This is a genomic window from Okeanomitos corallinicola TIOX110 (assembly GCF_038050375.1).
Taxonomy (GTDB): domain Bacteria; phylum Cyanobacteriota; class Cyanobacteriia; order Cyanobacteriales; family Nostocaceae; genus Okeanomitos; species Okeanomitos corallinicola.
The window spans coordinates 4,807,994-4,834,249 of record NZ_CP150886.1 but is presented as its reverse complement, the minus strand read 5'-3'; the positions used below and the strand labels follow the sequence as shown (position 1 = coordinate 4,834,249).

General features: G+C 35.0%; 21 protein-coding genes. 12 read left to right on the top strand and 9 right to left on the bottom strand.

Features of this window, described 5'->3' with window-relative positions:
* Nucleotides 1-544 precede the first annotated feature (544 nt).
* The 6 genes from WJM97_RS21270 (at nucleotide 545) to WJM97_RS21245 (ending at nucleotide 4,276) form a co-directional block, all read left to right on the top strand.
* The gene (locus WJM97_RS21270) at nucleotides 545-949 is read left to right on the top strand and encodes a DUF2267 domain-containing protein (RefSeq protein WP_353930751.1); all 405 of its coding nucleotides are present in this window, start codon (nucleotides 545-547) and stop codon (nucleotides 947-949) included.
* Nucleotides 950-1,089: 140 nt separating this feature from the next.
* Nucleotides 1,090-1,536, top strand: a complete 447-nt coding sequence (gene ureE / locus WJM97_RS21265) for an urease accessory protein UreE (RefSeq protein WP_353930750.1) — start codon at nucleotides 1,090-1,092, stop codon at nucleotides 1,534-1,536.
* Nucleotides 1,511-2,200, top strand: coding sequence for an urease accessory protein UreF (locus tag WJM97_RS21260; RefSeq protein WP_353930749.1), 690 nt, complete (start codon nucleotides 1,511-1,513; stop codon nucleotides 2,198-2,200). The genes ureE and WJM97_RS21260 overlap by 26 nt, the downstream gene beginning before the upstream one ends.
* A gap of 20 nt (nucleotides 2,201-2,220) precedes the next feature.
* Entirely contained in the window at nucleotides 2,221-2,817 is a 597-nt protein-coding gene (gene ureG / locus WJM97_RS21255) for an urease accessory protein UreG (RefSeq protein WP_353930748.1), read from the top strand.
* 9 nt (nucleotides 2,818-2,826) lie between these two features.
* On the top strand, nucleotides 2,827-3,792 hold the full coding sequence (locus tag WJM97_RS21250; RefSeq protein ID WP_353930747.1) for an acetamidase/formamidase family protein: 966 nt from the start codon (nucleotides 2,827-2,829) through the stop codon (nucleotides 3,790-3,792).
* Between the two features lie 13 nt (nucleotides 3,793-3,805).
* Nucleotides 3,806-4,276 (top strand): GNAT family N-acetyltransferase, encoded by a 471-nt coding sequence (locus tag WJM97_RS21245; RefSeq protein ID WP_353930746.1) that lies wholly within the window; start codon nucleotides 3,806-3,808, stop codon nucleotides 4,274-4,276.
* On the opposite strand, the gene dnaG is transcribed toward WJM97_RS21245, so the two are convergent.
* Nucleotides 4,273-6,180 carry a DNA primase gene (gene dnaG / locus WJM97_RS21240; protein WP_353930745.1) on the bottom strand — a complete coding sequence of 636 codons (1,908 nt, stop codon included), beginning with the start codon at nucleotides 6,178-6,180 and terminating at the stop codon, nucleotides 4,273-4,275. The genes WJM97_RS21245 and dnaG overlap by 4 nt on opposite strands.
* A 115-nt stretch (nucleotides 6,181-6,295) precedes the next feature.
* Here dnaG and WJM97_RS21235 point away from each other — a divergent pair, with 115 nt between their 5' ends.
* Both WJM97_RS21235 and WJM97_RS21230 read left to right on the top strand, forming a co-directional pair.
* The gene (locus tag WJM97_RS21235; RefSeq protein ID WP_353930744.1) at nucleotides 6,296-7,648 is read left to right on the top strand and encodes an N-acetylmuramoyl-L-alanine amidase; all 1,353 of its coding nucleotides are present in this window, start codon (nucleotides 6,296-6,298) and stop codon (nucleotides 7,646-7,648) included.
* 1,192 nt (nucleotides 7,649-8,840) lie between these two features.
* Nucleotides 8,841-12,050, top strand: a complete 3,210-nt coding sequence (locus WJM97_RS21230; protein WP_353930743.1) for a DUF4114 domain-containing protein — start codon at nucleotides 8,841-8,843, stop codon at nucleotides 12,048-12,050.
* Nucleotides 12,051-12,128: 78 nt separating this feature from the next.
* Here the strand turns inward: WJM97_RS21230 and asnS are convergent, their stop codons facing one another.
* Nucleotides 12,129-13,520, bottom strand: coding sequence for an asparagine--tRNA ligase (gene asnS / locus WJM97_RS21225; RefSeq protein ID WP_353930742.1), 1,392 nt, complete (start codon nucleotides 13,518-13,520; stop codon nucleotides 12,129-12,131).
* A gap of 127 nt (nucleotides 13,521-13,647) precedes the next feature.
* Nucleotides 13,648-13,992, bottom strand: coding sequence for a hypothetical protein (locus WJM97_RS21220; RefSeq protein ID WP_353930741.1), 345 nt, complete (start codon nucleotides 13,990-13,992; stop codon nucleotides 13,648-13,650).
* Between the two features lie 66 nt (nucleotides 13,993-14,058).
* Between WJM97_RS21220 and WJM97_RS21215 the strand changes: the two genes are divergently transcribed.
* A complete protein-coding gene (locus tag WJM97_RS21215; RefSeq protein WP_353930740.1) occupies nucleotides 14,059-14,319 on the top strand; it encodes a DUF6439 family protein in 261 nt (86 codons plus the stop codon).
* A 53-nt stretch (nucleotides 14,320-14,372) separates the two neighbouring features.
* On the opposite strand, the gene WJM97_RS21210 is transcribed toward WJM97_RS21215, so the two are convergent.
* Nucleotides 14,373-14,822 (bottom strand): anti-sigma regulatory factor, encoded by a 450-nt coding sequence (locus tag WJM97_RS21210; protein ID WP_353930739.1) that lies wholly within the window; start codon nucleotides 14,820-14,822, stop codon nucleotides 14,373-14,375.
* A 456-nt stretch (nucleotides 14,823-15,278) separates the two neighbouring features.
* Nucleotides 15,279-16,640, bottom strand: coding sequence for a 23S rRNA (uracil(1939)-C(5))-methyltransferase RlmD (rlmD, locus tag WJM97_RS21205; RefSeq protein ID WP_353930738.1), 1,362 nt, complete (start codon nucleotides 16,638-16,640; stop codon nucleotides 15,279-15,281).
* A 326-nt stretch (nucleotides 16,641-16,966) separates the two neighbouring features.
* Between rlmD and apcD the strand changes: the two genes are divergently transcribed.
* Complete coding sequence (apcD, locus tag WJM97_RS21200; protein WP_353930737.1) at nucleotides 16,967-17,452, top strand: allophycocyanin subunit alpha-B; 486 nt, start codon at nucleotides 16,967-16,969, stop codon at nucleotides 17,450-17,452.
* 533 nt (nucleotides 17,453-17,985) lie between these two features.
* Nucleotides 17,986-18,636, top strand: coding sequence for a hypothetical protein (locus WJM97_RS21195; RefSeq protein ID WP_353930736.1), 651 nt, complete (start codon nucleotides 17,986-17,988; stop codon nucleotides 18,634-18,636).
* 198 nt (nucleotides 18,637-18,834) lie between these two features.
* Here the strand turns inward: WJM97_RS21195 and WJM97_RS21190 are convergent, their stop codons facing one another.
* From WJM97_RS21190 to WJM97_RS21175, 4 genes are all read right to left on the bottom strand, one after another.
* Nucleotides 18,835-20,598: an ATP-binding protein gene (locus tag WJM97_RS21190; protein ID WP_353930735.1), complete on the bottom strand. Its 1,764-nt coding sequence runs from the start codon at nucleotides 20,596-20,598 to the stop codon at nucleotides 18,835-18,837.
* 379 nt (nucleotides 20,599-20,977) lie between these two features.
* Nucleotides 20,978-21,577: a hypothetical protein gene (locus tag WJM97_RS21185; protein WP_353930734.1), complete on the bottom strand. Its 600-nt coding sequence runs from the start codon at nucleotides 21,575-21,577 to the stop codon at nucleotides 20,978-20,980.
* Nucleotides 21,543-22,847: a glycoside hydrolase family 10 protein gene (locus WJM97_RS21180; RefSeq protein ID WP_353930733.1), complete on the bottom strand. Its 1,305-nt coding sequence runs from the start codon at nucleotides 22,845-22,847 to the stop codon at nucleotides 21,543-21,545. Before WJM97_RS21180 ends, WJM97_RS21185 begins: the two co-directional genes overlap by 35 nt.
* A gap of 143 nt (nucleotides 22,848-22,990) precedes the next feature.
* The gene (locus tag WJM97_RS21175) at nucleotides 22,991-25,684 is read right to left on the bottom strand and encodes a CBS domain-containing protein (protein ID WP_353930732.1); all 2,694 of its coding nucleotides are present in this window, start codon (nucleotides 25,682-25,684) and stop codon (nucleotides 22,991-22,993) included.
* Nucleotides 25,685-25,932: 248 nt separating this feature from the next.
* On the opposite strand from WJM97_RS21175, the gene psbZ reads away from it, so the two are divergent.
* The gene (gene psbZ, locus WJM97_RS21170; protein WP_353930731.1) at nucleotides 25,933-26,121 is read left to right on the top strand and encodes a photosystem II reaction center protein PsbZ; all 189 of its coding nucleotides are present in this window, start codon (nucleotides 25,933-25,935) and stop codon (nucleotides 26,119-26,121) included.
* Nucleotides 26,122-26,256 lie beyond the last annotated feature (135 nt).

Here is a 26,256-nt window from a genome sequence, read left to right as displayed (position 1 = left end):
ATGGGGGGTTTCACCCTTCATTTATCAACTAATACTATTTCATCAAAATCCTGAGATTAATTTGTTATTAAAACCACCTGAAAACCGAATTTAAAGTGATCCAGCTATAGTGGAGAGAGGTAACAAAACATATAAGTATTCACTAGCAAGCTAAAAAAACTAAATTCTAGTATGTAATTTCCTGGGCTTTATATCTTGTAATTTCTTAATTAGGTTAAGTGGTAATTGCCCAAACTCAGCAATAGTAATAGTTCTGTAATTTAATTCTAGTAAGCCTTAATTAGTATCAATAAATAGGCAATTACTAAAGACAGAGGAAAATCAATATACCTATTAAAAAATAAGGAATATCAAACCAGTCGTCAGACAGATGAGTGGTGATATCAAGAAATATAAATTAAGTAATGAGAGGCAAAGGGCGTAAGGATGTGGGGGCGCAGATGCGCCAGTTTCCAAACCAAAAAGCGCAGAGTAACAGGCATAGTGTTTACTCTGTGTTTATCTATATTATTAATTTTTGAAGTATAATTAGGGAGGTTTAAAATTGAAATATACAGAGTTTATTACCCATGTAGAAAGTTTAGCGCAATCAAATTCCCGCGAAGAAGCTGAAAATGCAACTCGTGCGACATTAGCAACTCTTAAAGAACTTATTCCTGGGGATGAATTACAAGAATTAGTAAAAGAAATTCCCCCTGAACTCGGTGAGTGTTTGCTAAAACAAGATACAGCAACCCATGAATCTTTTCATCTGCAAGAATTTATTGAACGTACCAGTCAAAAGGAAAATATCGCACCAACTATAACTGCAATGCACGTTAGGGCTGTTTTTGCTGTTTTACAAAATGCTGTTACTCCTGAGAAGTTTAAAAAATTTCATGGCTACTTTACTCATGATTATGAAGAGTTATTTATCACTTCTTCAACTGGTGAAATATTAGCTTCATAGTTAATTAATGCCTGTATGAGCCGTTGTTTTAAATAACAATTATACATCCTCTATTTTTTAATGGGGGATTTTTTATTTATGGGTGTTTTTCTTGTCCCGTTATGACTTAAAATTTACTAAGATAGCTATGATTTTTTTTAATGCTAACTTTCACAAAATTCAAGCCTCCTGATATTGATTATGTGGTAAATTCAACTCTACCACTCACCGCTGAAGAACGCACTCGCAGCCGTTACAAATTTACCTTGGATAATAATCAGGATGTATTTTTGCGTTTACCTAGAGGTACAGTTTTACATGATGGTGATATTTTGATAGATGAAAATCAAGACATTTCTGTCAAAATTATTGCTAAACCTGAACCTGTTTTAACTGCGATCGCCCAAACACCTTTACTGTTATTAAAAGCAGCTTACCATTTGGGAAATCGTCATGTACCTGTGGAAATTACACCGAATTATTTACGCTTGTCTCCCGATGCAGTTTTACAAAAAATGTTAGAAAATTTGGGTTTAGAAATACAAGCGGAGGTTTTACCTTTTCAGCCAGAATTAGGAGCTTATGGAAACCATCACTCTCACCAATAATCATTTTTTATCTATTTTACAATTAGCTAGTTCAGCTTTACCTGTGGGTGCTTACAGCTATTCTGAAGGTTTAGAAACGTTAGTAGAAAGCGGTAGAATTAATAATGTTATTAGTCTACAAGAATGGTTAGAATCTGAGTTGAAATATGGCTCAATTCGGATAGATGGAGCAGTAATGATGAGAAGTTTAGAAGCTGCTAAAATTGGTGATTTAGAAAGGTTAAAAAAATGGAATTTATGGTTGTCTGCGGCGAGAGATACAGAGGAATTACGCGCTGCTAGTTGGCAAATGGGGCGATCGCTAATTCAATTATTAACCAAACTTGCACCAGAAACTTTACCATTAGCTACTGCTGTAGGTTATCCCTGTAATTATGCGATCGCCTTTGGAATTGCTTGCGCTCATTGGCAAATTAATCATCATGCAGCACTATTAGCTTATCTTCATAGTTGGACAAATAATTTAATTACTGCTGGTGTTAAACTTATTCCCCTTGGTCAAACCGCCGGACAAAAATTATTATTAAATTTACAAACATTATTAAATGTAACAATGTCAGAAATTCTCACCCTAGAAGATGATAATCTAGCTTGTTGTAGCTGGGGATTATCCTTAGCAAGTATGCAGCATGAAACCCAATATACAAGATTATTTAGAAGTTAAAATAACTAACTAATAATATTATGAATGCTTATCGAGTAGGAGTAGCTGGCCCCGTAGGTTCAGGAAAAACCGCATTAGTTGATGCTTTATGTAAAGCACTGCGAGAAAAATATAAATTAGCAGTTGTTACCAATGATATTTACACTCAAGAAGATGCACAATTTTTAGTCCGTTCTCAAGCTTTGGATAGCGATCGCATTTTAGGAGTAGAAACAGGAGGATGTCCCCATACAGCTATCAGAGAAGATGCTTCTATAAATTTAGCAGCAATTGAACAATTAGAAGAAAAATTCACAGATTTAGATTTAGTTTTTTTAGAAAGTGGTGGAGATAACTTAGCTGCTACTTTTAGTCCTGAATTAGTAGATTTAACCATCTATGTGATAGATGTAGCTGCTGGGGATAAAATTCCCCGCAAAGGTGGACCAGGTATTACTAAATCTGATTTATTAGTAATTAATAAAACTGACCTTGCTCCCCATGTTGGTGCAGATTTACAAGTGATGGAAAGAGATGCAAAAAAAATGCGTGGTCATAAACCCTTTGTATTTACAAATTTAAAAACTAAAACTGGTTTAACAGAAGTAATTGATTTTGTCACTACACAAATATGCTAAATCCCCATAATGACTCATCACATTTTAAAAGCTACCAAAGAAACTGTACATTTAGGTGGGTTTTCTGATTTACTGAAACCAGCACTATTTATAGATTCTTATGACACCATAGATATAGAAACATACACTGGTTATTACGTTTATGACAAAGCACCAGCAGCATTTTTAACACCAGAATTTATTGATATCTGTCAAAATTTGCCACCGGAACGGAAAGTATCTACAGGGCCTCATTTACTGACTGGGCCAATTTATATTAGAGATGCTCAACCAGGGGATGTTTTAGAAGTACAATTAGAGTCAATTTCTCCCCGTTTACCTATTGGTTTTAATGCTATTCGTCCAGGTTGGGGAGCATTACCACAGCAGTTTACTCAACCTGCATTAAGATTTATTTATCTCGACTTAGAAAATAATTTTGCAGCATTTCCTCTAGGTACTAATATCAAAATTCCCCTCACACCTTTTTTTGGTATTTTAGGAGTTGCTACCCCAGAAAATGCCCGTAATTCTATTCCCCCTGGTGCTTATGGAGGTAATATTGATAATCGGCAATTACAAGCCGGTTCAAAGTTATTTTTACCAGTATTTGTCCCTGGAGGATTATTTTCAATTGGTGATGGCCATTCTGCACAGGGAGATGGAGAAGTTAATGTCACTGCAATTGAAACATCAATGAATGGCAGAATCAAACTTATCCTGCATAAAGATTTACAACTAAAAAATCCTATAGCAGAAACTCCTACAGATTTTATGACAATGGGTTTTGCAGAAACTTTAGATGAAGCTTTAGAATTGGCTTTAAAAAATATGATTTATTTTCTACAAAGTTTTGCTAAATTATCCCCAGAAGACGCTTATGTTTTATGTAGTTTAGCAGTTAATTTCCACATTACCCAAGTTGTAAATAGTCCCCATAAAGGAGTACATGGAATGTTATCTAAATCAATTTTACCCAATATTAATTTAGGCTAGAAAATTTAAATTTATGAATCTAAATATTCGTATTGCTGAAGCATCTGATGTTCCTGCACTAGCAGAACTTTATCAAACTACTGTTTTAGAAATTGCCCCTCAAAAATATTCCCCAGAACAAACCCAAATGTGGGCTAGTTTTGCGGTGGATACTGCTATTTTTCAAGAATTTATCTTGAAAGCTACCACATTTATCGCTACCGATGAAACCGAAATTGTAGGTTTTGCGGGTATTGCTGAAAATGGAAGAGTAACAGCAACTTATGTGAGAAAAGATAGAATTCGTCAAGGTATTGGTACGATTTTAATGGAGGAAATTATAAAATATGCTTACAATCAAAAAATGCCCCATTTATATGCAGAAGCTAGTGAATTTAGTTTAGGTTTATTTCAGAAATTTGGTTTTTATATCTATGACACGGAAATTGTATCTCGTCACGGAGTAGAGTTTCAACGTTATTTAGTAGAATTAATCTGGCATTAAAATAGTTCTGTAATTGCAAATTGTCTCTGTCTTTCTAATTCCTGTATTCTCCTTTTCTCATTCATAGCATTTTCATAATATAATCTTTCCTTTTCTGGTTCTATTTTCGGATCTAAATTTTCCCATAGTTCCATAAAATAACGCTGGCGTTTTTCTCTGAATACTTTTTCCATACAAGCTAAGGTTGCTTGCACAACTTGGGGAGTTCTAATGATTTCCAATTGATTTTTTTCATTCAAATGAAATACATGAGAAATTATTGTTAAATCTTCTTCTAATTCTAAATAACGATTTTGTAATTTAGAAATTAAATCAGTTTCTTCTAAGGAAAATGCTAAACTTTGTTGCCATAAAAACCGATGATGGGAAAGACTAAATTCCAAATTTCTCTCTTCTAATTCTGCAAATATTCCCTGACGTTGTTCAGGACAATGTAAAAATATCCGTAATAATAAAGCCTCAGCTTGTTCTAATAAACTTCTTTCAGTTGTAACTAAAGATAATTGGGGTTTTTTTGACTCCTGTTTCCGTGGACGTACTGGGGTTGGTACACGAGGAGGTGATATTTGAGTTAATAGATTTTCTACTCTCAATGGTATTAATCTCGTATCCCCTAAACTCAAGATTTCTGCACAGTAGGAAATATAATAATTGAGTGTATCACTGTTAGCTATATTTTGCAAAAGTTTGACTATTTCTTTGGTGACAATTTGAAAATCAGTAGCTTGTTTTAAATCTCGATCTTTGATAATTTCTTCTATTTGCCAATTTAACCAAAGCGGTGCGTTTGCTAATAGTTGTTGATAATCTTTTACTGTGTGAGTTTGTAAGTATTCATCAGCATCTTTTCCATTAGGTAAATTGAGAATTTTTAATTGTACTTCTCCTTTATATGCTAAGGTAGCAATTTCCCCAATTGCTCTTTCTGCGGCGTTTACACCAGCTTTATCAGCATCAAAATTAAGGATTAATTGTTTGGAATCGGAATAACGTAATAATAACCTGACTTGTTCTATACTTAATGCTGTACCTAAAGAAGCAACAGCATTATTTATTCCCGCTGCATGGAGGGTAATTACATCAAAATATCCCTCCACAACCACAGCTTGATCTAATTTAGAAATACCATCTTTTGCTTGATCTAAAGCAAATAAAGTCTTACCTTTAATAAATAATTCTGTTTCCGGTGAATTTAAATATTTTGGTTGTTCTTCGGTTAATGTTCTTCCCCCAAAAGCAATAACTCTACCTTGTACATCACGGATGGGAATCATTAACCGATCTCTAAATACATCATAATATCCATTACCTTCTTTTCTCGGTTTAATTAAACCAGCTTTTTCTACTAAATGCACTGGATAATGTCTATCTTCTACTAAATAACGATGCAAAGTTTCCCAACCAGCGGGTGCATAACCTAAACCAAATTGTTGAATTATTTCTGTTGTTAATTTACGCTCTTGTTGTAAATATTTCATCGCTTTTTGACCTAAACTTTGTCTTAAAGCGTGTTGGTAAAATTGGGCTGTGGAAGCTAAAACTTCATATAATTGATCTCGTAAAGAAATCTGACGTTGTAATTCTTGTCTTTGTTCAGGTTCTAAAGTTTGAATAGGTACTTGATAACGTTTAGCTAAATCTAAAACAACTTCTGTAAAATGCCGTTTATCCAATTCCATGACAAACTTAATGGCATTTCCTCCAGCTTGACAACCGAAGCAATAATATATTTGTTTGCTAGGACTAACTGTAAAACTGGGTGTTTTTTCACTATGGAAAGGACATAAACCCAGAAAATCTTTACCTCGTTTTTTTAAAACTACATAATCTGAGACAACATCAACAATATCGGCTCGGTTTTTTACTTCTTCAATTGTGTCTGGATGTATACGGGGGATTTGCATTTTTTAAGGAATAGTAAGTGCTGCTAACTATTATAATTATTGTCTCTAAACTTTATTTATCCAAAAATACCGCTAAAATTGCTCATGCTAGAGCTTAACAAGGGAAATTAAGAACATGGGAAGAATTTTTATTTCAGCCGCACATGGTGGTAGGGAAGTAGGCGGAATTGACCCTGGTGCGATCGCCGGTGGAACAACTGAAGCCAAAGAAATGATTTCATTACGGGATGTAATTGTGACAGAACTCAGGGCGCGTAGCATAGAAGTTTTAGCCGTTCCTGATGATTTAAGTGCAGCCGAAACCATTAACTGGATTAACTCTCGCGCTCGTTCCATAGATGTTGGTCTGGAAATTTCTGCTGATGCAGCCAGTAATCCTACGGTCAGGGGTGCTAGTGCTTTCTACATTGCCAACAACGATCAACGTAAACAAAACGCAGAAATGTTATTGATGGGATTGTTACGCCGTGTACCTCAATTACCTAATCGGGGAGCTAAACCAGATACAGATAGTGGTTTAGGTAGTTTACAATTTTGTCGTCGTACAAGCCTTCCTGCATTATTACTACAAGTTGGTTTTCTCAGTAGTCCCGATGATCGTAATTTATTACAAACCCGTCGCCGTGATTTTGCATTAGGAATTGTTGACGGATTAATAGCATGGAGTCGAGTAGTTGATCCTAATTCTGGAACTCCTGTAGAACAAAATTATCCACCAATTAATATTAACATCAATGGGCAAAATTATCCAGAACAAGGTGTATTAATTAACGGTAATTCTTACATTCCCATTGACTTAGTAGATCGATTGCGGATTGATTTATCAAAAGCGCCTAATGTCAACCGTGTCACCTATCGTCGTATAGTTTATATAAAAGCTGTTGAACTACGAGATTTTAATATTTCCATTGGTTGGGAAAGTGCCACACGTACCCTCAAACTCCGTTCAATTTTAACCATTTGTCCTGGACATATTGAGCAAATAATTTCCAATGGCAGTACCACAGAAGTGCAACTACAACTATTTTTGCGAAACAACAATGAAAATGCCCTCAACCAGTTTCCTGATATTCCCAAACTTTATCGAGAAGAAGCCAATTTTGAAGGAGTAAATTATGACCTTGCCTTTTCGCAAATGTGTATAGAAACTGGATTTTTACGTTTTGGTGGAGATATTAGACCACAACAAAATAACTTTGCAGGTTTAGGAGCAATAGGTGGTGGTGCAGAAGCAGCATCTTTTCCTAGTGCCAGAATTGGAGTCAGAGCGCATATTCAACATTTAAAAGCCTACGCTAGTTTAGAACCATTAGTACAACAAGAAGTAGATCCGCGATTTAGATTTGTTACCAGAGGAGTTGCTCCCACAGTTGATCAATTATCAGGAAGATGGTCAGCAGATTTAGATTATGGTACAAAAATTAAAGCCATGTTTAAAAGACTATATGAATCAGCCGGACTGATTTAATAGCTATCAGCTATACTAAACATGGTTGGGACATAGACTTTTGCATGATTACGAAAAACCTAGATTTGTAGGGGTTTAGCAGTGCTAAACCCTTACCTATAGAATCAAATAATTAAACCGTGTTGAGTATAACAACAGTCAGCTTTTTAAAGTTTACGTGAACATCATATCATTTCAAACATTGTTTCAGGAGGCAGAAGGCAGGAAGAATCCACCTTTAAAAAAGTGGGATTGAAACAAGGACGTTTTATACTTTGCTGCAAGCAGTCTCTGTATAATTATCAGTTTTTACTCAGCTTTAGACACAGAACTAAACTTTTAATTGATACTAATGACCTCCTGCCCCCTGCCTCCGCACTCCTGCCTTCTTTGTAATATTCATGAATTGCGGATGTTAGCATTATTAAAAATGCAAAAAATTCCTTTTCTAAATAAAATTTTTATATTTATCACTCCCAAACAAATCACTTGTATTATTTAAACAAGTCACTTGTTATACCTTAATTAAAGTGATGCTTTTTCAATTAGCATATTATCTAGAAAACAGATAAAATGTGATAAATTATCGTAATTTTACCATCTTGTTTCCACTCAAGCCATGAAATTTGTGGAAATCAACGACCTTGGTCATAAAAAGTAAACTCAGCATTTTCTGTATTTGTTGCATAACCTAGATCAAGCCTTGACAATTAAAATTACAGAAGATAGTCTATATTTATTCCGGGTGTTTAATAAAAACCTTGTAAATAAATGAAAGATTAGACCCCTGAATATAAGTAAAAACTTCAAAATCTTGGTAATTTCCAGCGGGTGTAATCGGCAAAATCTCAAGTCTAAACAGACATGGATTTTAGTGATCTATAGTCTTAGTTAGGGTGACTGAATAAAATCTAGGTTGCAATTTGCATATAAATTAACCTTGATTTTTTCTGATGATCGCTGACAACTATATCAACTCTGGCTACTCAACTACAGACCAGAGCCATTTTTTCACGCAGATTCACAGAGTAATGACATTAAATTACTTCTGTCAACCATTTCTATAAACTCTGGTTAATTACCTACATACCAGAGCAATTTCTGAAGCAGATTCATTTTCAAAATCAACAAACCACTGAATAGAAACTACATCAAATTGGTAGTTTTTAAGTCAAAACAAAACCATTAAACCAATAAAAAATACAACAAAACTATGGCTGATAAATTTTTTAACACCTCTACATTGAATGGCGAAAACGGCTTTATTATTGTTAATGGAAATACCAATGATGACAATTTAGGTTACTCAGTTCATAATGCCGGAGATATTAACGGTGACGGTATTGATGATCTAATAATTGGCGCTCCCCAAACAAATCCCAATGGCATAAATAATGCTGGAGCTAGTTACATAATATTTGGTAGTAACCAAGGTTTTCCTACAACCATTGAAGTTTCTACCTTGAATGGAATTAATGGTTTTACCATTATTGGTAGTACAGAAAGTGAAGCATTAGGCCGTGCTGTAAGTGCAGCAGGAGACGTTAACGGCGATGGTATTGAAGACTTAATTGTTGGCGCTCCTTTTGCTGATAGAAATAACAAAGAAAATATTGGATCTAGCTATATCATCTTTGGTAAAAGAAGTTTTAGTTCCACACCCATCATAGATCCATCTACTCTTAATGGTAATAATGGTTTTACCATCAGAGGTTTAACAACACAAGACCTATTAGGTTACTCTGTCAGCAATGCAGGAGACATTAATAATGATGGTTTTGATGATCTAGTTATTGGCGCTCCTAATGCCTATACAACTAATAATGGTAAACCCGGACAGACCTATATAGTATTTGGTAGCAGTAACTTTAATGCCAACTTTAACCTCAACAATTTAGATGGTAGCAACGGCTTTGTTATCAACGGTAACAGGATAGAAGACTATTCAGGTTTATCCGTTAGTAGTGCAGGAGATATCAATAATGATGGTATTGATGATTTAATTATTGGCGCTCCTCAAGCTACTCCCAATGGCACAAATTCTGGTCAAGCATACATAATTTATGGGAAAGAAGGAAGTTTTAGCCCTAGTCTTGATATTGATAACCTCAATATTAATGACGGTTTCATTATTAACGGTGTAGGAGATTCTAAATTCGGCTTCTCAGTTAGCAGCGCTGGAGATATCAATAACGATGGTATTGATGATTTAATTATTGGCGCTCATGACGATGATGCTAATGGTGTAATTAATTCAGGTATTACTTATGTCATTTTTGGCAAAAATGGTAACTTCAATACTAATTTAGACCTGACCCAAATTGCACTTGATGGTAATAACGGTTTTATCATCAATGGTATTAACGAATTTGATAATTCTGGATTTTCTGTTAGCGGTATCGGAGATGTCAGTGGTGATGGTATTGACGACTTATTAATAAGTGCCAATAATGCCGATCCAAATGGTCAAAGTTCCGGTCAAAGTTACGTGGTATTTGGTAACAGTAACTTGACTGCTTCTATCAATCTCGCTGATATTGATGGTACTAACGGCTTTGTCATCAATGGTAAATTAGCTGGTGATAATTTAGGTATTTCTGTCGGCGGTGGAGGAGATGTAAATGGTGATGGAATTTCTGATCTAATTATTAGCGCTCCCTTTGCTTCCTCTGGTGCTGGTGAAAGCTATGTAATTTTTGGTGTCAATAATGCACCTACAGATTTAACTTTAAGCAACAATACTGTTGATGAAAATGTAGGAAATAATGCAGTTATTGGTCAATTCACTACAGTTGATCCAAATGTAAAAGTTCAGGATTTTACCTATACCTTAGATGCTGGTTTTGGTGATAATGATGCTTTTATCATTGAAGGTGAAAGTTTAAAAATTAAACAATCTCCTGATTTTGAAACTAAGTCCAGTTACACTATCCGAGTCACAACCACAGATCAAGGTGGACTTTCCTATCAGAAGGAATTTACCATCAATATCAATGATGTAGATGAAAATAGTGGTAATGAAAATACAGCACCTACCGATTTAACTTTAAGTATCACTGCTGTTGATGAAAATGCAGGAGATAATGCAGTCATTGGTACATTAACAACCACCGATGCAAATGCCGATGATAGCTTTACCTATAGCTTAGATAATGATGAAAATTATCCTGATAATGATGCTTTTGTTATTGATGGTGAAAGTTTAAAAATTAAACAATCTCCCGATTTTGAAACTAAGTCCAGTTACAACATTAGTGTTGTTACCACAGATGCAGGTGGACTTTCTTTGGTTAAACAATTCACTATTAATGTGAATGATATTAACGAAGATGATCAAAATAATAATAGTGGTAGTGGTAGCGAAAATAATGGAGGTGGAGAATCTCTAGCCACCAGATTAGTCCAAGTTAGTGATGATGTCTTCAGAATTGAAAGCCAAAATACTACAGCTAGACTGGAAGTAAAACTAACAGGAAAAGATTCTAATGATGTTAATGAAATAGCAGTATTTACCGTTGATAATGAACAGGGTGCAATTGATGGTATTAACCCTGGACAAGCTGGATATACTGAAGCCGCATTAACCAGAAGTAAAATCATTTTCTCAACAATTTCTAAAATTCCCAACGAATTTGATATTAGCGAAGTTAACAAGTTATTAGGATTTAATAACAATGATAACTTGAGATTCTATCTTGTTAGAAATGGTTCAACTGATTCTCTCCAAGCGGGAACTACTCCTCTTAATAATGTGATTTTCCCAGATTCATCAACCCTAAGAATTACAGAATTAAGTGAGGATAATTTTTCTCTTGCTTGGGAATATGATGCCGATAATGCTCAGAATTTTAATGATTTAGTAGTCAACATTAAAGCCACAGATAATCCTTTACCTTTAGGTACTGCGTTACAAGACCGTCCCCAAGGTGAAAATATTGATTTACGTGACTTAGTTGGTGCAGTAAATGCTGAATTTACAGTCTATCGAGAAGCAGCATTTGATAACTATGTCGGTTTCTATAAAGTCACTGATGCAAACGGTGGAATTGATGTTGATGGTGATGGTGCAGCTGATCTTTTACCAGGACAAGCAGGTTATACCCAAGCCGCTGTTAATCAACATTTAAGTAATTTTGGATTGAGTGTTGCTAATGGAGGAACAGCAACTTTCACTGGCACTTTAGAAGGTGGTGCAATTTATGTACCATTCTTAATTGTAGATGGTAGACCCGATGCTATTCTTGATGGTAATGCAAGTAATGACCCAGCAGTTTACTTTACATATTTAGGTGCTAATTCTGATGGGATAGATCATGTTCGTCTTTTAGGAGATAATACCTTTGGTTTTGAAGATATCAGAGGTGGTGGTGATGAAGATTTTAACGATATGATTGTTCAATTCAATTTACAATCCATAGCTTAAAACTTCTCCACAAAAAATACCCAACTATTTCCATGTTGGGTATCTGAAATCAAAAATAATCTGAAATACAACTAACTATTAAAACTCCGCATTTTGGGGTGTACGAGGGAAAGGAATTACATCCCGAATATTCCCCATACCTGTCATAAACTGTACCAATCTTTCAAACCCCAAACCAAAACCAGCATGGGGAACTGTACCATAACGACGTAAATCCAAATACCACCATAAGTCTTCTAATTTCATCCCTTGGGCTAATATCCGTTTTTCTAAGATATCTAATCTTTCTTCCCGTTGCGAACCACCAATGATTTCGCCTATTTTTGGGGCAAGAATATCCATTGCTCGGACGGTTTTTTCATCATCGTTCAACCGCATATAAAAGGCTTTAATTTGGGTAGGATAATCTGTAACAATGACAGGTTTTTTAAACAATTGTTCGGCTAAATAACGTTCATGTTCTGATTGTAAATCTGCACCCCAACTTACGGGATAATCAAATTTCACATCTGCTTTTTCTAACAGTTTGACTGCATCGGTATAAGTTAAACGTTCAAATTGATTATTAATAATATTATCTGCGGTTTCTAAGACGGTTTTATCAATTCTTTGATTGAAAAATTCCATGTCTTCTGGGCAGGTTTCCATCACATATTTAAAGATATGTTTGAGAAACTCTTCTGCTAAGTCCATATCTCCTTCTAAGTCACAGAAGGCCATCTCTGGTTCAACCATCCAAAATTCGGCTAAATGACGTGAAGTGTTAGAATTTTCAGCCCGAAAAGTAGGCCCAAAGGTGTAAACGTTACTAAATGCCATCGCCATAATTTCGGCTTCTAGTTGTCCACTTACTGTTAAATAAGCAGGTTTACTAAAGAAGTCTTGACTATAATCAATTTCTTGATTTTCTGTACGCGGAACTTTTTTTAAATCTAAATTGGTAACACTAAATAATTCTCCTGCACCTTCACAGTCACTGGCGGTAATTATGGGAGTATGTACCCACATAAAACCCCGTTGTTGGAAAAATTGATGAATGGCAGTAGCGCAAGCATTTCTCACCCGAAATACTGCACCAAAGGAGTTAGTTCTACCTCGTAAATGGGCAATGGTTCTTAAAAACTCAAAGGAATGACGTTTCTTTTGCAGAGGATAGGTTTCAGGATTAGCGTCTCCGTAAACTTTTACTGCTTCTGCTTTTAGTTCTACTCTTTGTCCTTTTCCTTGAGATGCAACTAATGTTCCATTTACTTCTACGGAAGCGCCTGTATTTATCTGTTTTAATATTGCTTCGTAATCTGGTAAATCTTGATTAATAACTATCTGTAAGTTAGCTAAACTAGAACCATCGTTAATTTCTAAAAACGCAAATCCTTTTAATTCACGTTTTGTTCTGACCCAACCTTTAACTGTTAAGCTTTCTTCCGGTTGACCTGTTTTTAATATTTCGGCAATGCGGTTTTTAATCATTTTCTACAATTTTGATTTTTTTAACTATACATAACACTAATTCTAACAAAATAGGTGATAGAAGTTGGAGAGTTGGGGAGTTAGAGAAATTAATCAAATCACTCCATCACCAACCACCAATTATCAATTACCCAATTGAAGATTTTAATAACCAACCCATCAGAATGCCCAAGCCACCGAAGCGGACAGCTTGCCAAAAGGGTCTGTTCAGACTTTTCCAAGAAAATAACTGACTTTCTAGATTAATCTCTAACAATTCTAATTCTTTTTCTAGCCGTTCTAATTCAGTTTTTATTTCTGGTGTCTTATACTTATTTTGTTGAATATTTTTGATTTCTTGTTGCCATTGTGCCTTTTGCTTTTGATCTCGCTGCACTTGGGCATATCTTTCTTTTAACAGTCCCAGGGAAGTTTCTACTTCTTCCAGTTCCTGTTCAAATTCTGACTGCTGCTTTTCTTCTGGTTGGGTCATTGGTTACTGCTAATTGGTTATGATGATTAAATCATAACTGTTACTTTGAATTCTCTACTTAGTCTTATGTCTCAAATCAGCCCCTTACATGATGTCACTACTTTAGAACTTGCCCAAGCCTTGATGGAAAGATTAACAATTTCTTCCTGTGATTGGCATCGTCTCAAGTCTAACCGCAATGCCCGCGCTAGTGAGCTTGTGGCGGCTGCGATGGTGTTTTTGGCTAAAAATGAACCTCAAGAGGCTCAAGTCAGGTTAGAACAGGCTGTGGGCTGGTTAAATAAGTCTGTTTCTGCCCCTCCCTGTCCTACTCACGGTAAAAGTTAAGAGATGGGGAGATGGGGAAAATATTCTTCCACTACGCCCTGCATCTTATTCCTTTATCTCAGTAAAGATAGTAACCGCCTAGTTTCTAGTTGTTTACAAAGTCTTAATTCTGTGCCTTTGCGATTCCACTCTACTTGATCAAATATTTGATGTAGTAGAGTCATACCTCTACCATTTTCTGATTCATCTGGTGGTAAGTAGTCTGTGGGGTCATTCTCAGAGTCACAATAGGGAGTAAAACCACTACCTTGATCTGAAATAACCCACCAATATTGATTATCTATAAGGGAAAAACGAACTACTACTAATTTACTTGGATCAAGATTATTACCGTGTTTAGCTGCGTTAACTAGGGCTTCTTGAAGTCCTAACCGCAGTTCTGCTTGTAATTTGGCAGGAACTTCTGCCAATAATAAGTCTAATATTGGACACAAATAAAGAGTCGAGGCAAAACTAATAGTACCCCAAGAGCGTCCGACTGGACGTAGAGAAATGGTAATCACAAGAGAAACCCCGTAGCTTTTAGTTAGCTAGACATTTGTTCGCTGTTACAAACACCTTAATAATCTGATGAAAATTTAGGTGGTCATTTTGTCTTAAAACTTGCGTCTGTAAAACTAATTTTTGAAAATGCTGGGGAGCATTGACTTGAGTGTAAGTGACATTTGCTTAGTTATAATTTGGCTTTAGTAATTTTTTTGCTAATTTACAGTTAACAAGTTATCTATTACTATTTACTACTTTGATTCAGTAGATCAGCATTTATTTTTTCAGCCTCTTAATAATTTACGCCATTTGATTCACCTTTTTGGATTCAAAGTCCATGCTGATTTAATCGCTTTAAAAGAATTTTTAATTTCTATGCTATTCCGATAGTAGCATTATTACTATTCACTAGACTACTAAATTTTTGATGATTTAATCTTTTGATGAGAATTCATGAGTATCTAGTGATTTGGTCATCTTTCTAAAAATGCCACGGTTTCAACGTGAGATGTTTGGGGGAAAAAGTCTGCTGGTTGTACTTTTGTCAACTGGTATGACCCTTGTTCACACAGCATTTTTAAGTCACGGGCTAGGGTGGCTACTTTACAGCTGACGTAAACGATGCGGTGAGGTTTCCGGTCAAGTAAGGATTTGATGACATTAGTGTCACATCCTTTCCTGGGCGGATCAAGTAATACAATATCTGGTACAATGTCTAGACTGGGAAGAATTTTTTCTACTGCTCCTACAAGAAACTTAACATTGTTGATTCCGTTATTCTGGGCGTTTAAAATAGCTTGTTCTACTGCGGCTGATTGAACTTCTAAGCCGACTATTTTTTGGGATTGTTTGGCTAGGGGTAAGGTTAAAGTGCCAATGCCACAATAGGCATCAAGTATGGTTTCATTACCTTGTAAATTGAGTTCTGTCTGAATGACTTGTAAAAGTGCTTCAGCCGTTTCTGTATACACTTGAAAAAATGTATCTGGACGGATTTGAAATTCTAGTCCTGCAAATTGTTCTGTCAGGTAAGGAATTCCAGTGATACAGGTTGTTTCTTTCCCAAATATAGCATTTGTGCGATCGCTATTGCGATTTAGGCAAACTCCTACTAGCTGGGGATAACGCTGTAACCACTGTTGTGCCTGGTTTTCAATTCCTGGCAATTTTCCGTTTTTGACTACTAAGGTGAGGAGAATTTGTCCTGTACGGCGGCCAATACGTAAACTCAGATGGCGAATTTCTCCTTGGTGGCGGTTTTCATCATAAATTGACCAACCTTGCTGTTTAATATCCTGTTTAATTTCAGCTAATAAAGGGTTTAAGCGTTGATCTTGAATAGGACATTGATTGAGGTTAATGATGTGATGACTACCTTTTTGGTAGTAACCAGCTTGAATCTGTCCTGTAGCTGAGATTCCTAGAGGATAGGTGACTTTATTGCGATAACCCAAGGATGAAGTGGTTGTTAAGACTGGATCTACTGGTGGATGATTAAAACCGCCAATTCTTTCTAAAGCTTGAATTACTTGATTCTGTTTAGCTTGGAGTTGATAATTATAATTTATGTGCTGCCACTGACAACCACCACATTTATCAGCGACTATGCAGCTAGGGCGGATGCGTTGGGGCGATTCTATGAGAATTTGTTTAAGGGTGGCATGAGCATATTTGGGTTTAACGTGTAGAAGTCTAACCAGGATGCGATCGCCAGGAACTGTATCAGGAACAAAAACCACACGCTGATCAAAGCGTCCTACACCATCCCCAGTGTCGCTTAAATCGGAAATCTCTACTTCTATTGTTTCACCCTGTCGCCAAGCTGTGTTAGTCATTAGTTATACTGAAAACGGCTTAATAGTTTGATTTTGCAGGTAGGGGTTTAGCAGTGATAAACCCTTACACATCTGGGTTTTTCGTAATTTAACAAAAGTGTATTTCCCACCCGCACTTAGTATATTAGTCATTAGTCATTAGTAACGGAAAAGCTCGAATGGAGAATTGATAAAAGTTAAAAAATATTAATTTTTACTAACTACCAATCACCAATCACCTATTACCAATCACCTATTACCAACTCCCATTTTCCCATACCCTTCACTTCTGTACCGCGAAATAGGTAAACTAGCAAATAATAATATTTCATTTGACTGCCATAATCATGACTGTAATTAGCCAAGTTATTCTCCAAGCTGATGACGAACTGCGTTACCCTAGCAGTGGTGAACTCAAAAGTATCAAAGAATTTCTGAAAACTGGTGAACAGCGGACTAGAATCGCTGCTACCCTATCCGAAAATGAAAAAAAGATTGTTCAGGAAGCAACCAAAAAACTGTGGCAAAAGCGCCCTGATTTTATTGCCCCTGGCGGTAATGCTTACGGAGATAAACAACGTGCTTTATGTATCCGTGACTTTGGCTGGTACCTGCGCCTGATTACCTATGGCGTACTTGCTGGTGACAAAGGCCCTATCGAAAAAATCGGTTTGATAGGTGTGCGGGAAATGTACAACTCCCTGGGTGTTCCTGTTCCTGGTATGGTTGAAGCTATCAACTGTCTCAAACAAGCATCTTTGGATTTACTAGGTGCAGAAGATGCAGCAGCAGCAGCACCTTACTTTAATTACATCATTCAAGCGATGTCTTAATCTGAGATTTGTGGTAATTCGATTAGTAGAATTACAGCAAACTAAAGTGAAAAATTAGCGATCGCCCTAGAGGCAGATAATTCACTTAATACTACCGATAAGATTCTTCATTTGATCATAATTTCCCCACGCTTAGTAGTGGCTATGGCAAAATATATGTCAAGTTATTAATAAGTTGTGGGGATATCTTATGTGTAGATACTAATTGTGAATTGAATAATTTTTTAAATAACAAAAAACCGACAGTAGGCTGTCGGCCGTTAGTTGTGTTCCCTATTAATGACTCGGCTAGAGTTTAGATATTCCTAATTATGCCAATATGCCAATTATTGTAGGAGGATCTTAATCATAGAAAATTGTGATTATAATCATATTTATCAGGGAGTTTAATCACTTTTTTTGTCATAAATTAGTGTAGAGAATGTTCACTTTATAAAATCAGTAAAAGTAAATCATCTTGATGGTTAATCGCATAACACTTTTGTGTTAAACAGAGAAAAATTGTAGTAAAAAAATAATACGTCTACCAAAACATGAATATTCAATTTATCAAATTAATATCAGTTGTCACTTTACTAATTTCTGTTACTGCTTGTAATTCTGAATCTCAACAAAAAGCTACGTCAGACAATAGAGTAATTACTGAAGATAAAACAGTAGTTATTGATAGCAAATCATCACAAAAACCTCCTAGTAAAACAGCTACAATCCTTGTGGAAGGGGAAAAAAATTCTATTGACTTGAAATTATACGAAGACAAAAATTTATTCAGTACCTACTTTCCCCCAGAAGATTTTGTAGTAGCAACTGAAACTTCAGCACAGCAAAAAGAAGTGAAATTTATTGTTAACTTTGGGGGGGTGAAAAATGAAGATGCTTATCTTAAAATCGTCTTTCCAGAGCAATTACAAAATATAGAAGCAGTCAAAAATTTTATTAATGGTGAGAATGGTTTAATTGCTAGTAATAAATGGAAAATAGTAAATCGTAATAATAAATTAACCTATCCCTGGGTAAAAGAAAAGATTGCTTTTAGTAAAGGTAAAGATATTGTTGGTGATATTTATATTGGAGCAGAAAAGGGTAAAGTATTTTATGTAATTACCCATTTACCAATAGAATATGTAGATGGATTTTCAGCAAGAGAAGATTTAATTTTCAGAAATTTAGAAATAGGTGGATAACATTAAAAGTAGTTGTGAGATTGTCGTTGCTTGGTTTTTTGTCTCTACTAAACTCAGTATACTTCTGAAGATTAGCACCATTTAATTGCTTTTCTAATTGACTGTAAAACTGGGGTGATGCTTCTGCTGGAGTTGAAAATTAGCAACAAAATATTTCCACCTCAAATCCAAACCTATCACTTTATATAGCTACGGTTTTTAAACATCTTTTGGGAATGTAATAGTAAAAGTGATTTTTTGATCAATACATTGAACCACAATTTTCCCATTTAATCTGTTTACCATTTCCTTAACCAAAGCTAACTCTAATCCAGAATCGCTATTTTTCCAAGGTTCGTTTTTAGTAAAGCGGTAAAATGGTTGAAAAACTTGTCCTAGTTCATGGTGGGGAATTTCTACACCTGTGTAACTGAGTTGTAACTTCACCTCTTTTTCAACTGATGTAACAGACAAAGTAATTGATTTACCAGGGGGAGTACACTGACAAGCATGATTAATTAATTCACTGAAAATGCGCTCAAAATCAGTAATATCAGTTTCTAAATCTGGTAGTTTTGTAGGAATATTTAAACTTAAATTTTGCTTTTGAAAATATGCTACATCCCGAAAAGACTCGACAATAGAAGTTAGCCAATTTTTTAAGTCAATTGGGATTAATGTTGGTGGTTCTGGTTCAATTTTTAAATATGTCAATGTCAGCAAATCATTAATTAATTTACTTTCTCTTCCACATTCGTTCTGTAAAATCTGTAAAAGTTGGGGTACTAATTCTAGATCCAGAATACCTGATGATGTGAGTAGGTTTTCTAGCGTTTGAGCAGCAAGATTAATATTAGTAACTGGAGTTCGCAGTTCTTGAGAAAGGGTTTTTAAAAACTCATTTTTCCGTCTTTCTCTTTTTTCTAATTCTTTGAGTTGTGATTTGGTTTTTTCCTGAAGTTGGGACTGTCTAATGGCGATCGCAAATTCATTAGCTACTTCCTGAACTAAAGAAACTTCTAAATCATTAAACTTTTCCTCTGTAGATTTAATTAACCAAATATTACCTAAACTTCCCTGTGCATCAAAAATGGGATAACCTAGTTGGGAAATAATTTGTATTTGTAAATTATTTCTAGGTACAATTTCCACTGATTGTAATGGCTGTTTTTGTAATAGTGCTTGATAAATTTCTGGAAATTCTGCAACCTGTCTAGTGGATTCCTGGGAATAAAATAATTGAGGATTATATTCATAGCTAACTGTAGCTAAAGTTTGATTATGATTATAAAGTTCGATTTGACATCGTTCTAGATTTAATAAATTTGATAATTCATCAACAGTTGTTTGCAACAATTGATTAATATCTACCTGATCACGAATTTGTTCTGTAATTCTTCTGACTAAATCATGAGATTGTTTTATTTGCTGTAACTGTAATGTATAATGTTGCTTTTGTAGTTCTATTTGTTCTTTTAAATATTGAACCTGCTTTTGTAATTCTACTGGTTCTGCTAACTTCGAGTGTGTGATATTAGTGCTAGTACCAATTAATCTGTAAATTCTAAATTCTGTATTTTTTAATGGTGTTAAAGTTGTACTCCAGCAAGTATTTACACCTTGGAATTGCAAACATTGTTTATAGGAAATTGTTTTCCCAAACTGCACACATTCACTGTAATGGTGACGCACTTTTGCCGCATCTACAGGGGGAAGTATATCTTCTGGTTTTTTACCTCGCAATTCTTCTGAAGAAATACCTAACCATCTTTCATGGGTAGGGTTAATAGCTAAATAACAAAAATCACCATCTTCTAAAACATCCACAATAAATATTGATGTCTGCACAGAATCATACATACTCAGGAGAAATTGCTCACTACTGCTGTTTTCATCTGGTTCTGTACCGAAAAAAAATTGTGGTATTTTCTGTATTTTTGGGGATACTGATTTTGATAATTTGGATAATTTAACTGGATTCATTTTCATGCTTTTCATGAGATATAATTTGTATATTGATGATTTTTATTGCTGGTTTAATCCAACTCTCTCGATATTAATTGTGGTGACAAATTTTTCTTAGCTTTGGAAGCTAAGTTTTGCTCAGATTTAACACACATATATATCTATTTTTTCGCCGCAATTTCGGCTAGTTTATGAGAGTAAATTTAGCTTTTATGTTGGTTGCAAGTAAAAATAATATATCTCGCTTTTGTAGTAAAATACTGAAGTTCTTATCAAGAATGTTTTAAGATTTTTGCATATTCTGAATTATAAACTGAAAATCTTTTCATAATTATTACAATTCTTAATATATTTTACCAACAATCAATTATTATTTTCATTCGGTGAACAATTTATATTACTTAAATAATTTGTAAGCACTGATGCCTGTGAGGATGCTAAATACCAGCCATGTAAAAGCTAAACCAATAATTTCGCCTAAAAACAAGTTTGTTGAATTGTAAAAAATCACACCTATAACCGAGCCAAAACTGAGTGCGATCGCCCAAATTGCGGAACTCAAGAACATCCAACACCATCCCCAGCAAACTGAAGGGGGAATTGCTAACCACCATTGTGTCATGCCAATGACTAAGCCGCCAATACCTCCAGAAATAATTCCATAAAAAATGCGGAAGGATAAAAATTTTGTGGATAAGACAAACCAACCAACTGCACCTACACCCATAACGGTGATGAGTACCCAACCTAGCATAGTGGAGACGATCCAACTTAAAGGTAAAATTTTACCTCTGAGAAGATAAGATTGAGGAAGAGCAATCACTAATGCACCGATAGCAGCTTCTAAAACTTCCACATCAGGTTTTTCACCAATTTCCACTACTACTAAACTGACAATAAAAGCACCTAAAATAGAAACACTCCAAAGTGATGTAAAAATTAAAAGCTTAATTTTAATCAAGTTATTTTTTTGAGCTTTTTTTGTTACTAATTGCATTATATTTTCTTGCTTTTACAGATTCAGATTGTATGAGTTTCAACTTCACAGGTTTCACAGCTTTATTAGCAAACATCTCTAAAAAAGCATTGCGTCTTTTTTGTGGTGATTCGGGAGAAATATAACCCCACAAACTTTCCCAATAGAAAAAAGAAACTCCCAAAAACTTATGTTTTCTGACAAGTTGCACCTTTTCTTGAATACTTGCAATATCTACAGGACTAACTAAAGTTCCCGTAGAAATACCAATACTCACAGGAATTTTAGACATAGCTAATTTTACCGCAGGTTTTTCAATCTCTGCAATAAATGATCTTTTATCATCTCGATAAACCTGTAAAATCAATTCATCTATTAACTCTTTATTTACCCAATTTTCCCAATCTTGTAAATAGTATTTATAGGAAAAATACTGAGAATTAGGAGAAAGAGAAATTTTAGCATCAGGCTTAATTTTTTTTACAGTTTGATTAATTCTCACCATAAAATCAGTCAGTTTATTTGCCCGCCATCGCATCCATTCCACGTTAAAATTATCAGCTGGTGGATTTTTACCTAAATGTTCTTTTTGATATAGATTAACCGTAAAAGTATCATAACCAAATTGTACAGGCATTCCAAAATGATCATCAACTTGAATACCATCCACATCATAATTTTTTACCACCTCTAAAATTAACCCCAAAATAAATTCTTGTACTTGGGGATGCAAAGGATTTAACCATAACTGCTTATGAAAAACACCATTATTATTAATTTCTTCAGGTAGATTTTCATTAACAGAATTTATCCCTTTTTGTCCACTGGTTAACCATTCAGGATGTAACTTTGCCAATGCAGAATTAGGAGGAGTCATAAATCCATACTCAAACCAAGGAATTACACTCATCTCATGATTTTTAGCTAACCTAACTATCCTATTTAAAACATCATTTCCTCCATTCATAAAATCTAGAAAAGGCTGAGTTTTAATACCAGTTACCCTTTTGGCAAAATTACTTTTATAAAAGGTAAAACCTCTATTCCACACCACCGGATAAATAGTATTAAAATTCAAAGCAGCTAATTGACTAATTGCTCGTTCAACTCCCCATGGTACAAACAGCACACCACTAGCTACATTAGTTAGCCAAACACCACGAACTTCTGTAGTTAAAGAACTTGTTTTTGGAGAATAAACAGAAGTCGAATAAATGGGAAATATCGTCAGGCTAAATACAAAAGCTACCCATATTAATAATGAAAAGTAACGGTTTATCACCCTATTCATTTGCAAAGAGAAAATAATTATTCATATATATAACTACAAAAGTAACATATAATTATCAGGATTATGTAATGATATGATGATATTTTGGATAAGCACATAAAGAATTAACTAATTTCAGAATTAAAGGGTTAGAGGGTATTTGACTACTGAGGATAATTGTTAGCTAAAAACTCCCTTGCTTCATCCTTATCCTTAATCGTCCCATCCAAAGTAGCCTTTAATAAATCATCTAATATCTGCTTGAAAATAGGACTAGGTTTATAACCCAACTGTTTTAAATCATTACCATTTAACAAAGGTTGTACATTTGCTAACCTAGTTAAATAAACCCAAATTTTATTTCTCACTTCCCTCTGACTTTGTAAAGCAATTAAAATCAAAGTTTGTAAATCATATTTTTTCAAAAAATGTACAACCTGACTAGATAAATCACAATTTGGCAATGATGTAATTACCTCATTTTGCCGATCAGCTAATTTCTTTAATCTCATAATACTATCATCAGCTAATTGCAAATTCTTAGCTACCTTAGCGCGATATTGTGGTGCTAAATGAGCAATTAATAACTCTAACCGCATTTGCCAATGATTTAAACTTTGTTGTTTGTCAAATCTGCGTAAACATATATCTAATAAACGTAATTTTCGCAAAATATCCTTATTTAACTTTAAACTATAATGAATACATTGCAAAGCATCTAATTCATCTAATAACTGTAAAGCAGATTGCCAATATGGTGCTTCTAAAATATATTTTAATTCCGTTTTTAACCGAGTTTGTAAAGCCGGAGTCCTGATATTTTCCTGAGTTGTTCGTTCATAAACTCCGCTATTAATAGCATAACTAATAGATTCTGCTGTTTCCTCCTCAAAAGTAAATCCAAACCGCACAGCAAACCTGACACCGCGATAAATTCTCGTCGGATCTTCAATAAAACTATTAGCGTGTAAAACTCTAATTTGCTTGGCTTGTAAATCTAAAAAACCACCAAAAAAATCTAACAATTCACCACTTCTCGGAACAGTTAACCTTAACGCCATTGCATTAATAGTAAAATCTCTCCTATATAAATCTTGGCGAATAGAACTAGCTTCCACTTCTGGGTTAGCTGCGGGATAAGGATAAAATTCAGTTCTCGAAGTGGCAATATCTACCCACAAAGAATCTAATTCTGAATCTTTATGCCACAATAAAGCCGCAGTTTGAAATGCACCATGAATTTCCAACCTAGCATTTTTATAAATTTCTTGTAATGCTTTCGCTAATTCCACACCTGCACCCACATCTGCTGCTCGATGAAAACCATCAACAACTAAATCAATATCATTAATCATTAAAGTTCCATTTTCAGCTTCTGATAAGATTAAATCCCGCACTGCACCACCAACTAAATAAAGATGCCAACCTCGTTTTTCCGCTTCCTGAGATGCAATTTTTAATAACTGCCAAAGTTGGGGAGTTAATTTATTTTGTAATTGCGGTAAATTAATTCTATTTTCACCTTTCTTGTCTCCTTTTTTATTTGCTACATCAGCTTGATATAATTCCCTTAAAACATCTGTTCTTGTTACAATACCAACTAAATTATCATTTTCTAAAACTGGTAAACGTCCAATGTCATAGGTAACTATTAAAGATTCGATTTGTGGTAAAGTAGTATCTGGTGTAATCGTCTTTAAATTAGTTTTCATATACCCTTTAACTGGGGCATGATTAAAACCATGATGAAAAGCAATATCTAAATCACGTCGAGAAATGATCCCTACTAATTTTCCTTGATCATTAACCACGGATAAACCAGAATGTCCATACCGTAATAAAATTCTCTGCGCTTCAGAAATAGTTGTTTCTGGGCGAATAGTTCGCACAGGAGATGACATGATATCTCTAGCTGTGGGAGGATGGGGAATTTGTGATTTTAATCCTGATAAAAGTTCTTGTAAAACTGATTGTGGTTCAGAAGTACGAATATTCAAAGATGCAGCTTGGGAATGTCCACCACCACCAAAAGCTTGGAATAAAAGATTCAGATTTGTCTGAGGAATTTGGGTTCTGCCAATTACAGTTAACTTTAATTCTCCATTTTCTAAACAGTATTTATGACCTAATAAAATTGCGTCAATTTCTGTTAACTCAACCAACTCTGAAACTAAATGTGATAAACCAGGGACAAATTCATCCGTTCTCAAAGTCACCCAAGCAATTGTATATCCCCGCAGACATACATATTCTAAACTGTCCAATGCCTTAGTTAATAATTGTTGCAATTGGGGCGATAAACCAGGATCACGGTAAGTTGAAATTACAGATAAACTTGCCCCTTGCTGCATTAACCAAGCCAAAGCTAAAGCATCTCTAGGAGTAGATTGGTTGTAAGTTAAAGAACCAGTATCAACATGAATTCCCAAAGCCATTACTGTTGCTTGAGCAGAAGTCAAAGAAATACCAAGTTTTTGTAGTTCTTCTACCATTAAAGTTGTAGTAGCACCTACCTGATCAATATATAAATTTGTGGTAGGAATATCACTATTTTGCTGTAAATGATGGTCATAAACTATGATTTCCTCCACATTGGGTAAATTAAACCATTCAGCTGCTTTACCCAGGCGATCGCGCTGTTGAGTATCTACAACCATTAAAGAGCGAATAGTTTGAGGACTGACAGAGCGCCTTTCAATTAAAGGAAACTCATCCCGATACAAAGCCAAAAAATCCCGTACTGGTGGATGCGCTCCCCCAGTTAAAACAATCTTACTCCCTGGCTTGAGGCAACTTAACCCCACAGCAGCACCGAGAGCATCAAAATCAGCAGTTGTGTGACAAAGAATTAAATCCATAGGTTAGGTAATAGGTAATTAGTAATTGGTCATCGGTCATCAGTAATTGGTAATTAGTTTATTAACCTCCCACTCTCCCCTGACTTCTGATCACTGAAATTGAGCAACTGTTACAAACCAGACGTAAAATATTAATTGATCAAGAGAACCTGTGAGTTTACATAGGTTAATGATCAATCCAGTCTGTTGATCATAATATTGACAGCCTTGGGTAAAGTAACGATTTCGCCGTGTTGGGAAAAGTAAAAATGAGTATAGTATTTCAAGCTGCTTTAGTATCTCTAGTTCTAATGTCCTTTGTTCTAGTTGTGGGTGTTCCTGTTGCTTATGCAACTCCTCAAAACTGGGGTGAATCCAAAAAATTGCTTTGGGTTGGTTCTGGAGTTTGGATTGTCCTAGTGCTTTTAGTTGGTGTATTAAACTTTTTTGTGGTTTAGAGTACGGCTGTAATCAGGCACTAACACATAACATAAAAACCAGAGGAGCAGGATAATCAAGTTAACAGGACTCAGAAGCAAAAATATCCTTGTGATTGTTTCCGTCCTGATAATTGCTTTCCTGCTCTTCCATAT